We start from the raw sequence: 13,645 nt of genomic DNA, 5'->3' as shown, positions 1-13,645 counted from the left end.
GGAGAATGATAAAACTAAGTTAGCCGGCAGATGCGGATTAAGATATGAACATCCCCAAGTGTGCTTTAAGAAATACCAACAAAAACAGAGGAATAGTAACGAGATAGGAAGGAAATTGCAATGAGAATTATTGAAAGGAGACATAAAAGTGAAGGATTGGGAGTTGACAAAACAATTTCACTCATCGTTTGGGAGCATTCAATATGATATAGAAGGGGAAGGGCCGGCTATTGTATTGGTCCATGGAACTCCTTGGTCATCTTATAATTGGCGACATCTTATTCCTGCCTTACGTCAATGGTTCACTGTCTACTACTATGATCTTTTAGGGTATGGCCAATCAGAAAAAATAGACGGGGCAGATATTTCGCTAGGTGTTCAAAACAAAGTTCTAGCTGAATTGCTTGACCATTGGGGGCTACAATCTCCAATGGTCATTGGACATGATTTCGGGGGTACGACCGTTTTGCGCACACACTTATTAGACAAGCGTGATTTTCAAAAAATCATTCTGGTTGACCCTGTAGCAATCGGACCATGGGGCTCCCCTTTTTTCGCTCATGTAAACCAACACGAAGAAGCTTTTAAAGGGATTCCTGCTTATATACACGAATCAATCGTATCCACATACGTCCAAGGCGCACAGTTCAAACCAATGAGTGGAGAAACGCTGAAAGGTATAATAAAGCCATGGCTTGGTGGAACCGGTCAAAATGCGTTTTATCGTCAAATGGCACAGGCAAATCAAAAGTACACTGATGAAATCGAGCCTCTTTATGGAAATATTACAACGCCAACATTAATCATATGGGGGGAAGAAGACGAGTGGATTCCGATGAAGAAGGGGCACATTTTGCACGGAAAAATTAAAGGTTCTCTTTTGGAAACAATCCCTAATACAGGTCACTTAGTACAGGAAGATTCACCGACGGTACTATTGGCCTATTTAGTGAATTTTCTTCGCTAATTTTTATTAACAAAAAAACTAAATGTTTGTCCAACATGCCTAACAACTTGGTGGTGAAAGTTCACTACAGGCTTACAGTAGGAACTGTTAACGAAAGGCAAGGGTTTCTACTGTGAAGTTTGAATCTGAAGGAAGCCGGAAGCGAACTTCTTAGGTGACAAACAACCCTTTTAGTAGGGGTAGTGAAATTAGTTGGAAAAATATAAATATGATGGAAACAAAACAAAGCTGGTCCTTCGCAGTAATGCGTGCAGGACCAGCTTTGTTTTAAATAAAAAAGTTAAATGTTGGGATGCAGTTTCGTTGCTAGAGTCTTGGCCAAGAAATACTTGCGGCGGGTTAAATAGCCTGAGCTTTTTGATTAACCATTCAAGACTTTTACTTTTTCACGGCTTAAACTAAGCAGGCTGTAGCGCACGCCCTGCACGCCGAGACCTGAGTTCTTTACACCGAGAAATGGGAAATGGTCCGGGCCGCGGGAGGTTTTCCCGTTCAACTGAACACTTCCGACATCTAGCTGATCGGCTATGCGATGGGCTGCATCAATGTCTTGAGTGAAAACACTGGCCTGCAGGCCGTATTCCGACTCGTTGGCAATTTGAATAGCTTCTTCTTCACTTTTGACACGAAGGACCGGAAGAACAGGACCAAATGGCTCTTCCCATGCTACACGGGCATCTGTGGATACGTGATCCAGTAAGGTGGGCGAGAGCAGATTCTCTTTCTTTTCATCGCCGGTAACGACTTCAGCCTTCTTTTCGATGGCATCGTCAATCAGGCTCTGCACGTTATCTGCCGTTTTATCATTAATAAGCGGTGTAATATCAGCATCATCTTCCGGCAGTCCGACAGAGAGTGCTTCCACTTTTTCTTTCAGCTTGGCTACGAGTTCATCCGCAGCTTCTTCTTTGACAAGCACCCGTTTGATAGCTGTGCAGCGCTGCCCGGAATAAGAAAAAGCTCCGCCCGTAATTTCTTTTGCTGCTTTGTCCAGATCGGCGTCTTCGAGCACAATCGCCGGGTCTTTTCCACCAAGTTCAAGAACGAGCGGTACCATGCCCACTTTTTTCGACATGGAAATCCCGGTTTCAGAACCGCCGGTAAAAGAAATCTGATCGATGCCTTTGTGTGTCACGAGGGCATCGCCAATTTCGGAACCACGGCCGGTTGTGATGTTGACAAGACCTTCCGGGAGTCCGGCTTGCTCGAGAGCCTCTATCATCATAATGCCGCTTAATGACCCTTGTGTCGCAGGTTTAAAAACGACACCGTTACCTGTCATCAATGCCGGAGCAATTTTGGAAGCGGAAAGATTTATAGGATAATTAAACGGAGAAATAGCAAGCACAACGCCGAGCGGCACACGGCTGACCTGGGCTGTCTTGCTTGCTGGTCCCCCGTTATAGCTGTCTCCACTAAGCAGCTCCCCGTTCAGACGCACCCCTTCTTCCGCCGTATGACGAATGAAATCCGCGGTACGAACGACTTCATCTATCGCCGATGACTTTTTCTTGGCAACTTCCTGCATAATCATCGTACCAATTGCTTCTTTATGTTCCACGAGGTTGTCCGCCCAGCGGTGTAATAATTGTTTTCTTTCGTGCAGCGGCGTTTTCGCCCACTCTTTTTGAGCGGCATTAGATGCCTCCACTGCTTCATTTACTTCCTCTTCGGAAAGAGCTGGTACGCTACCGATTTCTTCTCCGTTCGAGGGGGAAGCCAACGTAATACGGTTCCCGTTTTTATTTTCTCTCCATTCTCCTTGTAAGAGAACGTTTTTCTGACTGAATGTTTCGACATTATGCGTTAACATTATGAAAACCTCCTCTTTTCTATCTCTGTATTAATAAATTATATTAACCTGTATCAATCACAAGGTTCTTTTAACTGTAACAAACCTCACCTCAAATGTTAATTATTCTGCTTGAGGAGGAATCATCCTTGATTTAAAAGCAATGTAAACGATTTCTTTAGTTATCAGTTAAGTTTCTTTTTTCAAAAAATTTAAAAATGATAATTTAGTTCTAGGTAAAAAGTTCTTTTATTATTATGTTCTTAAAAGGGTGATTAATTCTAAATTAGTTCTAAATTAGTGATAAAAGATATTGTTTAAGGGATGGATGATACGGTGGAGAACAGGTTTGGAAATACTGTGAAATCGTGTTTCACAGTATTTCTGTAAAAAGTAACTAACATAATAGCAAATTAAACTGTTTTACTTTGGTGAAAGAAAATAGTATAACAGAATAAAAATAAAGTATAACAATATTGAACATTAAAACGGAATATTTCCTGAAGGGGCTATTCCCTATTGAAAATATCAGCAACAATTAAATAAATAAGAGTCTTTCTTTTGGCATAAAAAAGGAATCAAACTAGCTTGCGACCCCTGACGTCTAAATTTTTAGAGGTGATATAATGAAGATCATAAGAGGTATGACTATAAGACGTGTTTCTCTTATTTACTTGAGTTACGATAATACACGTAGTTTAAATATGGGTAATAAAGTAGAGGTACAAATAAACGGTGGAATTGACCAAACTCATCTGCTCAAGCTGAAGCAAGAAGGCTTTATTTTATTCCAAAAAAGCGTGAAATAACGGAGTTGTGACTGTTTTCGTTAAAGGATCATATTTTTGTTGAATAGAATTTTATTTTGAGAAACTCTTTTGAAAATTAAAAGCAAGTCAATAACACTGGGGAGGTTGAAAAGTGAAAAAAAGATTTTCTCAATGGAAGTTTAGTTATATAGCTATATTAGCATTTATTGGAGGAATTATTGGAAATTTGATAGTGAGTCCTGATTTAACTTATATATTGGGAGCATTAAGTGGTTCACTATTATTGGTTGTCATAAACCTTATTTATGTTATTTACACAAATAGGAAATTAAAATCAAAGAAGAATACGAATACCTAAACAAAAACAAATAAGTGAGTTAAAAAAGGAAACCTCAACTTGAATTGCTGAATACGGATCAGTAAGTACATGAGTTCTTCAATAAGGAAGAAGCGGTTTTTTAACGCAATTAAAAGGGAAATTATGTTAAATTAGTATTAGTGAAGTTTGTTGGTCAAGTGCACATTGGTTTGTGGAATGAGGGTCATTATTTTATTGGAGTGATAATATGATTAATGTCTACAATTATGTACTGGATACATTATCAGATTGGGAGATTGGATATGTGACGGCAGAGCTTAATTCGGGTCAATACTTTAAAAAAAAGAGTGGTAAAGTTTCCGTTAAGACTGTGGGCGCTACAAAGGATTCAATTGTAACAAAAGGAGGTATGAAAGTTATACCGGAAATAACCACCGACGAAATTATTTCTGCTCCTTCAACAGTTTTGTTGCTACCGGGTGCAGATACTTGGGATGATCCAAGACACACGCCGGTTATAGAAAAGGCAACGGAATTATTAGAAAGTGGTGCAACTGTTGCTGCAATTTGTGGTGCTACAACTGTACTTGCTGAGGCTGGGGTATTGGATAAACGCATACATACTAGCAACAGCCTTGAGTATCTTCAGATGTTATGTCCAAACTATAACGGAGAATTGTATTATCGAGATGTAAAAGCAGTTACGGATGATAACCTGATTACAGCTAGTTCGGCAGGTGGGTTGCTTTTTGCTCAAAACATATTTGCAAAATTAGATGTTTTTTCTCAGGATACTCTTAAGGCGTGGTATAACTACTTCCATTCGGGTGACCCAAAATATTTCTACGATTTAATGCAGACACTGGCCCCCTAATTCCTTTTTTGTTAAAGAGAATGATATACTTAATATAGAGAAACGAAAAAAGTATATGGAGAATCAGTCTTCCGTACATAAAAGAGCAGTTTTTAAATGACATTATGATTGGATACAGAGTCTAAACAGAGTTATTTTTGATTCTTTTCGGACCTAGTATCATGGCGATTATTCCTATTAGACCATATATGGCAAAAGTCCAAGTGAAACTTAATGTTCCGATTAGCACCCCCGCAATGGATGAACCGAGTACTTGACCAACCGCTAATAGTAAAAAAGGGGTTCCGATTCCTAGTGAAGCGTTGGTGATAAACACCCTAATCCCCCAAACCATCAATACTCCGGTTATAAAGATATAAGATGCTCCAAACAAAGCGGCGGAAAGATAAGCGAGCGGCCATTGGTCTGGAAACAAGGCAATGACTAAGGAAGCCGTACCAATAACAAAACAAGCCCATTTATAGGCAAACGCCAAACCCATTTTTTCAATAAGTGAACCAGAAAACCCGCCTAGTATTCCAAAAGCACCGATAATGATCCAAAAAATTGATAATTCTCCGCTATTATAAACATTCGTAGACGATATGAAATCGACGGAGAATGTCCAGAAAGCTGCTGTAGATATTCCTAACACAATGGAGCAGATAACTAAAGGGACAGCACCGTCCACTCCGCGGAACGAAAATTTTCCTTTTTCAAATCTGACGGAAGGATTTTTTTCAAGAGGAGGGATGGCTTTAGCATTCCATACAAGAGCAATAAGCGCGATGCAAGCATATATAATATAAGTTAACCGCCACTCTGACGCAAGTACAAGAGCCCCTGCTCCTGATAAGGCAAGACCGAGGCTGGTTCCAGAGTTAATCCATGTATTGGCTTTTCCTTGCTGCTTTTCTTTCAACCAAAGCGAAATTGCTGCTCCGTAGGGTGGTGATACAAACCCTGTACTTGCCCCAGCAAGTAACACTCCTGTACCAAGAAGCCAGACATTAGGGCTTACTCCCATGATAAGTAAACCTAGAAACGCAGAAGCACCGGCTGCAAGAATCATACCACGCGGCCCCTTTTCTGTTGTAAACACGGTAGCAAAAACAATGGCAAAGCAATAAGCGAAATAAAAAAGGGAAGAAATAAATCCTGACGTTGAAGGATTCATTTCTAAATCAGTACTAATATTTGGAAGCAGTAATCCGTAACTAAATCTGGCTAATCCGTATGCAACAGCAATCATCGTGATTCCTGGTGGTACCAATGTTGAAAAGCGCACTATACTCCACCTCCTTTAATATATAGAACGACCTTTATAATATAGAGACAAAAAATAATTCAACAAAATGCCTTTTATATAGAACGTTAATTCTATTTGCACTGTATCATTTCTTGTATATATAAGCAATCCATTTAGCTTTTGTTGGAGTTAAACAACCATTGAAAGAACAATTAATGGCTGCTTTAACGTATTAGGTAATAAAAGGTGCGGCAAGGGAAGAAAGGCGAAAAACCGGAGTATGACAGAGTTGGGTTTTCGTAGGAGTGTCCCAAAACGGTGGGGAAGTCCAATTTTTGGCTTATGCAAAAGCGAGCGGACATATGATTCGTTATTTCCTAAAATCTGTCCTTTATAAAGAGGTAGATGGACATCCATTCCGTTATACCCTGTTTTGAAGGCAAATTTTTTTGAGGTGTTGGCACAGCGGAGTATTAGTCAACTGGAAACTACTAGTTGGTCTTCAACTGAAAAATCATTATAAATTCACTAAGGAGGAAACTAGTTTTTCCGCCACTACTGATAGTGTTGCCAACACTACGGCAAGTGTACTGACTCCTAGATTTGTCCAAATGAATACTTGTCTTTTTGAGGCTCCTAGTGACGTCATTGTACCAGCCCCAACCTGGCTGCTAAACAAAATAGATGATGAAAAACATACCCAGGTTGCTCCAAAACGATCGAAGGCTTTTTTTATTCTAGGATTAATTGTTATGGGCGTTCTATCCCTCTTTCGAAGTTTATTATATAATGTGTTAAAGAATCTGTTCATTTGAACGCCAAAAAACACAAAAAGAAGGACACTCATTACATTCCCGAGAATGGCTACAATTAATACTACAAAAGGAGGAAAGTTGAAAACGATAATTGCCGTTGGAATAGTTAAAAATACTTCAAGAAAAGGCACCATACTTACAAAAAAAATAAACATATACTGAGCAAAAACGTTTTCCATAAAAATCTTTCCTCTCCTTTTCGTTTTAAGTCAATTGACTTAAAACTATGGTAATACAAGTGACTTATAAAATCAAGGAGTTTTCATATGCCTAAAAAAGTCAATCACGCTGAAAGAAAAGATCAAATTATAGATGCCATGTTTCGTATTATTTATTATCATGGTTTCGAAAAGACGACATTACGAGAAATTGCCAAAGAAGCAGGATTGTCTTTAGGTTCTGTGCAACACTTTTTTCCAAAACAAAAAGATATATATGTGTTCGCAATGGACGTTATTTATCAAAGATATGAAGAGAGAATGCAAAAGGTAGTACAGGTAGATCGGGAAGCTTTTGAAAATGCCGTTCGAATGATAAAGCAAATTGTTCAAGTTAATACAGAAGAAGAAAGAATTGAAAATGATATATGGGTGAAATTTTCTATAATGGCAACCATGGACTCTGAATATCAGGAGACAAAGAAAGGATTTCGAGAAGTAAACTTTAATTTTGCAGAGAATATATTAAATATGCTTCATCAGAATGGGTATTGTAAAAATCTCAAAAATATGAAAGACAGTGCAAATTCGTTAACTATATTTATCCACGGCTTAGTATTTGAATCTGTTATTTATACAAATTTATACAACGATAAAGTTGTTGAAAAGGAAATCAGAGAATATTTACAAAAAATCTGTAACTAAAAGGATTGAAGGAAAAGTCAATTTTTATTGTCTTCTATCGGTTTGACTGTGAAACAGTAAATTGGTAATCTGAAACTATAAAGGTTGTTCTTTCTAATTAAAAGGAGAAGCTGAGCATATGAGTCGATCTGCAAAAAAAGATACATTACTTCAAGTAGCTGAGAGATTATTTTATGAGCACGGATTTCGTGGAGTCGGTTTGAAACAAATCATTAGTGAGGCGAATATAGCCACGATGACGTTGTATAATCATTTTTCTTCCAAGGATAATTTAGTCGAAGAAGTACTTAAGCAGCGGGAAGAACGCTATTGGTCTTATTTGGATTCTCATGTAGAAATGGATTCAGATTCCCCTTTTATTCTAGCTGTTGAAGCCCATGGTCTTTGGTTAAAAGAACAATCCTACAAAGGTGACATGTTCTTAAGAGCGATAGAAGATTATGCCGGAACGGATAATGAGATTGAAAACATTGCAAGAGGGCACAAATTCAAGCTGCTCAGATATTTTCGGGAATTAGCTCAAAGAAAAGGTAAAAATAACGAACGAGATTTAGCCAATCAATTTACATTACTGCTTGAAGGGACCACTTCCATGACGACATTGATTGGTGCAGAGAAAGCAACTGAACATTCTACTGCGATGGCGAGAACACTACTCGTCCAACATACAATGTAATAGTGAATAGCATCTATCTTTTTTATGATAAGAGAAACCACTCGTTTGTAAAAGTTGTTTACTTTAGCTGTTGCTATGAGATAATCATGGCAACAGCTTTTTCTATATTTTTCTTCTGAAGGGGTATTATGTAAAAATGCTTAAAGCAATGGCCAGAGGATAACATTGGCTGTTATTTGTTCTCTCCTAAAAACATAAATATCTGTGTGAACCTAGAAACATCTCTTTCCTTTTTTAAATAGAAGAGTAGATAAAATGTCAAAACCTTGGGTTATAACTGAAAAAGGAAACGCATGATGACGTCATTTATTGAAATTAATAACAATTTTAAGGGAGGAACAACGATGACAAAAACAAATCAAAACATCGTTCCGCATTTGTGGTATGACAAGGAGGCGAAGGAAGCGGCAGAGTTTTATACTTCCATTTTCCCGGCGTCCAGAATTACGAATGTAACCCCACTTGACGACACACCATCTGGCGATTCTCACTTAGTCTCTTTTGAGTTGTGGGGGCAAAAGTTCTTGTCCATGAGTGCAGGACCTATTTTCAAATTTAATCCAACGGTATCTTTCATGGTGAATTTTGACTTAAAGAGAGATAAAGAAGCGGGTGAAAAAATAAATAAGGTTTGGAACAAACTGTCTGAAGGTGGGACAGTGTTAATGCCGCTTGACAAGTATTCCTTTAGTGATAAGTATGGCTGGATTCAGGATATGTATGGTTTGTCGTGGCAACTAATTTTAACCAATCCTGAAGTTGAAGAACGGCCTACAATCATGCCTTCGTTTATGTTTGTCGGTGATCAATACAACAAAGCCGAAGAGGCGATCCATTATTATTTATCAGTATTCAATAACGCGAAGAAAGGATCAATTGCCCGTTACCCTCAAGGTATGGAACCTGACAAAGAAGGAACCATTATGTTTTCAGATTTCATGCTTGAGAATCAATGGTTAGCCGCAATGGACAGCGCAAGAAATCATTCATTCAGTTTTAACGAGGCAATCTCATTGACGGTATATTGTGACACACAAGAAGAGATTGATAACTACTGGAACAAGCTGTCCGCAGTTCCTGAATCTGAGCAATGTGGCTGGCTGAAAGATAAGTATGGAATGTCCTGGCAGATTGTGCCGAGAGAAAAGGAAGCAATGATGAGCAATGGCACACCAGAACAAGTTGCGCGTGTTATACAAGCAACTTTGAAAATGAAGAAACTTGATTTTGCGGAGTTACGGAGAGCATACAAGGGTTAATGAATACAGCCCGCTAATTGTTTACGTGGAAGCACCGAGTTGGTCGAACAAATTTATAAAAAAGGTGTTTCCACTTAAATTTGTAAATCTAGCGAGCTTTTAATATTTTTTCATTAATGATGAACATGATATCTTCCTTTGGGAACAATTAAAGGAGCGTGCGAGACGGGGTCTTTTATTACGGTGCAATGAAGCCCGAATAAGTCCTTGACCAATTCTTTTGTAATCACCTTGGATGGATTTCCCTCAGCGATAAGCTGTCCTTGACGAAGCGCGAAAATATGATCTGCATAACGTGCGGCCAGGTTTATATCATGAAGAACCATAACAATGGTCGTCCCGTGTTTTCGGTTAAGGTCTGTGAGCATATCCAGAATTTCGACTTGGTACGTGATATCCAGAAATGTTGTTGGTTCATCCAGAAATAAAATGTCGGTTTGCTGCGTAAGGGCCATAGCAATCCAGACGCGCTGTCTTTGCCCGCCGGAAAGCTGGTCTATATTCTGATTGGCAAGATCCGTAATATCCATAATTTCCATCGCTTCGGCAACGGCTTCATAATCTTTTTTTGTCCATCCTTTGAGCATGGATTGATGCGGAAACCTTCCTCGCCCCACTAGATCCGCCACAGAAATCCCTTCCGGAACGATGGGAGATTGCGGGAGGATTCCTAAAACGCGGGCCAATTGTTTGGGCGGAATGTTGCTGATGGCTTTTCCGTCCAAGGTGATATCCCCTGATTCAGGTTTAATCAGCCTTGCCATGGTTTTAAGAAGGGTAGACTTTCCGCAAGCGTTAGCCCCAATAATGACGTTTATTTGATTGCTAGGAATCATAACGTTTATGTCATGGAGAATGGTTTGATTATCATATCCCGCTGTGATTTTATCGGTTTGGAATCTGTGTGTCGATTTCATTATAAACTTCCCTTTCGATTCATGCGGATGAGTAAGTAGAGCAAAAATGGTGCTCCGAGTATACCAGTGATGATGCCGGCTGGAAACCTGACGTCAAAAGCAAACTGCCCGATAAGATCTGCGCCCAGTACCAAATTAATGCCAACAAGACCTGCTGGAATGATGTTTGAATACCCAACTCCCACTAATCGTTTTGCGATCGGTCCCGAAAGGAATGCCACAAACGATATAGGGCCTGTAACAGAGGTAGCAAGAGCAATCATGCAGACCGAACTCAAAATAAGCAGTATTCTGGTTTTGTCCGTATTCAGTCCGAGAGAAAATGCCGACTGTTCCCCAAGCTCCAATATGCTTAGGTTTTTCCCCAGTACGATGAGAATAGGAGTGCAAATCAGTACCGTGATAATCAGTGGGAGCAGATTATTCATTTGAGAACCGTTCAGGCTGCCACTTATCCACTGCAGCGCGGAAGGGAGATCTTCTTGCCCTCCCTCCATGAGAAGATAGGAAATCACAGCACTCAGCATGGCCTGTATCCCAATCCCTACTAAAATTAATCGTCCCACTGAAAACGAGACACCCCTGGATAATACATAAATGAGTGCGACGGTAACAAGCCCCGCAATCACCGAGGCAATGGAAGCGGTTGTGTTGCTTGTTTGAAGGATGAGAATGCAAAAAAGAGCAGCAACGCTAGACCCTGCGGTAATTCCGAGTATATCCGGATTTGCAAGAGGGTTACGTAACATCGTCTGAAAGGTGTTGCCGGCAATACCGAAGGCAAATCCGGCAAAAAGACCGGCCAACATTCTCGGAAGACGGATAGTATTCACCGCAAAAGATACCCCGTCCTGTGATTCTCCTAAAAGGGCGCGCAAGACCTCTGGAACCGGATAAAAGGCACTCCCCAGAAGCAGCATGGCGCAGCTTAAAGCGAAGGCAATAAGTAAAAGCAAAGCGTTAACCAAGATCCACCGGCGCCGTCTCTGCCGTCTTCCTGTTATAATCATGTCGATGGTTTGATTTGTCATAGTGAACGAACCTTCATTCTTGCAGCTAATAAGATCAAGAGGGGCGCCCCTATAAACGCTGTAACAACCCCTACTTCAAGCTCCCCGGGACTGCCGATGAGTCTGCCGCCCACATCGGATATTGTTAATATAATGGCTCCTGCCACAGCGGACATCGGAATAATATAACGCAGATCAGGCCCCAGGACCAGGCGTATAAGGTGAGCGGATAAAAGCCCGATAAAACCAATAGGTCCGGCCAGGGCAGTCGTCGCTCCGCACAAAACGACCCCGGCAAAGGCAGCTACCAGCCTTAGGACGCCCGTCCGCACGCCCTGCCCGGTGGCCACCTCATCCCCTAGTGCCAGCGCGTTTAGCGCCGAAGCCGATAAGACCGCGAGCACAAGGCCGATAAAAAGAAACGGAAGAAACGTTGTAATCGCACTCCAGTTTCCCGCTCCTACGCTTCCCACCTGCCAAAACCTGAATTGATCCATGACATTGGTCCGCGGAATCATAATGGCACTTACCAGGGAGGAAAGGGCGGCGCTGGTGGCTGCACCCGCCAGGACAAGCTTAAGCGGTGTGGCGCCGTTGCGGCCCATTGAGCCGATACCATAGACGAAAACGGCAGTAATCATTGCCCCTGCTATCGCCAGCCATATGTATTCCCCAGCTGTGCTTATGTTCAAAAAAGCAATACCGCTGACGACAAACAGGGAGGCTCCTGTATTTACACCCAGAATGCTCGGGTCGGCAATCGGATTGCGGGTGACCGCCTGCATCAACGCGCCGGAAATGCCAAGAGCTGCCCCGCAGCATAAACTAAATACCGTCCTTGGGATTCGTTCGCGGACCACGGTGGCTCCGTAAGAGTCAATGTTCGGATGAAACAAGCCGGCAATCAGGTCCTCCTGCATTACCAGGCGGGCCCCAAAAACGAGAGAAGCTAACACGCTTGTAGCGAGCATTACAACAGAAAGGACCAGTACTGTCGTTAAATACTTCGGAAAATGTGCGCCCGGGCCAACGTTTTTACTCCTCGATGTTAGAAATGGCATCTCCAATTAACTCCAGGTAATCATCAATGGTATAAGGGATGGATAGCGCGCTCGGAGTGCCGGAAGCTGCCAACACTGTCCCATCGCCGATGAACGCAACCGAACCTCTCTCAATTGCCGGGACCTGGCCAAGGCGGGGATCCGCTTGAACAGCTTCTTGAAGACTTTCATCGCCGTATCCTATGATGAGATCTGCATCGTTTAGAACGTCTGCATTTTCAGCACTTATACTTAAGGAGAAGCTGCTGTCATCTTCAATCAGTTCTTTCACACTTTCAGGATATTCCATGTCCAGTTCTTCCGTTAGAAAAGAACCGCGGGAATCTGCAGGAGTATAAACATGAAACTCGGACAAGTCATCAGCCGAAAAGTTAGCCCAGACAACTTTTTTGCCTTCCATTCCAGGATATTCACTTGCTTTTTCGTTAATCAAGTCTTCCGTCTCCTGAACGAGCTGCTCGCCTTCTTCCTCCATGCCCATTCCTTTCGCATTCATTGTAATCTGGTCCCGCCATGAGGTGGTCCAAGGCGACTCAGGGTAGGCTACAACCGGTGCAATATCGCTTAATATCTCGTAATCTTCCTGGGTTATGCCGGAGTAAGCAGCGAGAATAACATCCGGGTTGGAAGCAGAAATCGCCTCAAAATCAAGACCGTCTGTATCCTGAAAGACATTAGGGTCGTCTTCACCAAGTTCCTCAACTTTTTCAGCTGTCCATGGTAAAAGACCGTTTTCGTCTGTAACACCGTAGTTCGCTGCCGAAAAACCTACAGGTACTACACCAAGAGCAAGGGCCGTGTCATGGTTTCCCCACTGAATGGTGGCCACTCTATCAGGCTTTTCTTCTAAGACCGTTTCGCCAAAAGCGTGTTCGATGACAATTGAATCTTCTTCCTCTGCTTCTTGAGAAGTGGTAGGTTCGTCCTTTTCTGAATCATCCTCCGCTGAAGTGGATGCTGGCGTTGTATCGGAGGACTCGCTTGAACAGCCAACCAGTGCAATCAATAACCCCGCCAAAATAAGTAAAACACTTAATGGAATCTTTCGTTTGGAAAACATTTCCTATCCCGCCCTTTAGCTATAATATGTTGAA

14 protein-coding genes are annotated in these 13,645 nt (G+C 41.5%); 7 read left to right on the top strand and 7 right to left on the bottom strand.

The features are described 5' to 3' along the window. Positions 1-148 precede the first annotated feature (148 nt). Positions 149-967 carry an alpha/beta fold hydrolase gene (locus tag J2S78_RS13605; protein ID WP_306899409.1) on the top strand — a complete coding sequence of 273 codons (819 nt, stop codon included), beginning with the start codon at positions 149-151 and terminating at the stop codon, positions 965-967. Between the two features lie 361 nt (positions 968-1,328). On the opposite strand, the gene J2S78_RS13600 is transcribed toward J2S78_RS13605, so the two are convergent. Continuing rightward, the gene (locus J2S78_RS13600; protein ID WP_306899408.1) at positions 1,329-2,780 is read right to left on the bottom strand and encodes an NADP-dependent glyceraldehyde-3-phosphate dehydrogenase; all 1,452 of its coding nucleotides are present in this window, start codon (positions 2,778-2,780) and stop codon (positions 1,329-1,331) included. A gap of 605 nt (positions 2,781-3,385) precedes the next feature. Between J2S78_RS13600 and J2S78_RS13595 the strand changes: the two genes are divergently transcribed. From J2S78_RS13595 to J2S78_RS13585, 3 genes are all read left to right on the top strand, one after another. After that, entirely contained in the window at positions 3,386-3,568 is a 183-nt protein-coding gene (locus J2S78_RS13595) for a hypothetical protein (RefSeq protein WP_306899406.1), read from the top strand. Positions 3,569-3,680: 112 nt separating this feature from the next. Continuing rightward, entirely contained in the window at positions 3,681-3,887 is a 207-nt protein-coding gene (locus J2S78_RS13590; protein ID WP_306899405.1) for a hypothetical protein, read from the top strand. Positions 3,888-4,095: 208 nt separating this feature from the next. Continuing rightward, positions 4,096-4,722, top strand: a complete 627-nt coding sequence (locus tag J2S78_RS13585) for a DJ-1/PfpI family protein (RefSeq protein WP_306899403.1) — start codon at positions 4,096-4,098, stop codon at positions 4,720-4,722. Between the two features lie 121 nt (positions 4,723-4,843). On the opposite strand, the gene J2S78_RS13580 is transcribed toward J2S78_RS13585, so the two are convergent. After that, on the bottom strand, positions 4,844-5,989 hold the full coding sequence (locus J2S78_RS13580; protein ID WP_306899400.1) for an MFS transporter: 1,146 nt from the start codon (positions 5,987-5,989) through the stop codon (positions 4,844-4,846). A 478-nt stretch (positions 5,990-6,467) separates the two neighbouring features. After that, positions 6,468-6,944 (bottom strand): hypothetical protein, encoded by a 477-nt coding sequence (locus J2S78_RS13575; RefSeq protein ID WP_306899398.1) that lies wholly within the window; start codon positions 6,942-6,944, stop codon positions 6,468-6,470. An 87-nt stretch (positions 6,945-7,031) separates the two neighbouring features. Between J2S78_RS13575 and J2S78_RS13570 the strand changes: the two genes are divergently transcribed. The 3 genes from J2S78_RS13570 (at position 7,032) to J2S78_RS13560 (ending at position 9,563) form a co-directional block, all read left to right on the top strand. Continuing rightward, a complete protein-coding gene (locus J2S78_RS13570; RefSeq protein ID WP_306899396.1) occupies positions 7,032-7,628 on the top strand; it encodes a TetR/AcrR family transcriptional regulator in 597 nt (198 codons plus the stop codon). Between the two features lie 118 nt (positions 7,629-7,746). Continuing rightward, positions 7,747-8,304 carry a TetR/AcrR family transcriptional regulator gene (locus J2S78_RS13565; protein ID WP_306899394.1) on the top strand — a complete coding sequence of 186 codons (558 nt, stop codon included), beginning with the start codon at positions 7,747-7,749 and terminating at the stop codon, positions 8,302-8,304. A gap of 344 nt (positions 8,305-8,648) precedes the next feature. Beyond that, positions 8,649-9,563, top strand: coding sequence for a VOC family protein (locus J2S78_RS13560; protein WP_306899392.1), 915 nt, complete (start codon positions 8,649-8,651; stop codon positions 9,561-9,563). A gap of 113 nt (positions 9,564-9,676) precedes the next feature. Here J2S78_RS13560 and J2S78_RS13555 read toward each other — a convergent pair whose 3' ends face one another. Genes J2S78_RS13555 through J2S78_RS13540 form a run of 4 tightly spaced genes read right to left on the bottom strand, consistent with a single transcriptional unit; the run spans position 9,677 to position 13,611 of the window. Beyond that, entirely contained in the window at positions 9,677-10,480 is an 804-nt protein-coding gene (locus tag J2S78_RS13555) for an ABC transporter ATP-binding protein (protein ID WP_306899390.1), read from the bottom strand. Continuing rightward, positions 10,480-11,511: a FecCD family ABC transporter permease gene (locus J2S78_RS13550; RefSeq protein WP_306899389.1), complete on the bottom strand. Its 1,032-nt coding sequence runs from the start codon at positions 11,509-11,511 to the stop codon at positions 10,480-10,482. The genes J2S78_RS13555 and J2S78_RS13550 overlap by 1 nt, the downstream gene beginning before the upstream one ends. Next, positions 11,508-12,551: a FecCD family ABC transporter permease gene (locus J2S78_RS13545; RefSeq protein ID WP_306899388.1), complete on the bottom strand. Its 1,044-nt coding sequence runs from the start codon at positions 12,549-12,551 to the stop codon at positions 11,508-11,510. Before J2S78_RS13545 ends, J2S78_RS13550 begins: the two co-directional genes overlap by 4 nt. Beyond that, entirely contained in the window at positions 12,526-13,611 is a 1,086-nt protein-coding gene (locus tag J2S78_RS13540) for an iron-siderophore ABC transporter substrate-binding protein (protein ID WP_306899385.1), read from the bottom strand. The genes J2S78_RS13545 and J2S78_RS13540 overlap by 26 nt, the downstream gene beginning before the upstream one ends. Positions 13,612-13,645 lie beyond the last annotated feature (34 nt).

Origin of the sequence: Salibacterium salarium, assembly GCF_030813635.1 — a bacterium.
In the GTDB taxonomy this organism is placed as follows: domain Bacteria; phylum Bacillota; class Bacilli; order Bacillales; family Marinococcaceae; genus Salibacterium; species Salibacterium salarium.
The sequence above is the reverse complement of the archived record's forward strand: the minus strand, read 5'-3'. Positions and strand labels throughout refer to the sequence as shown.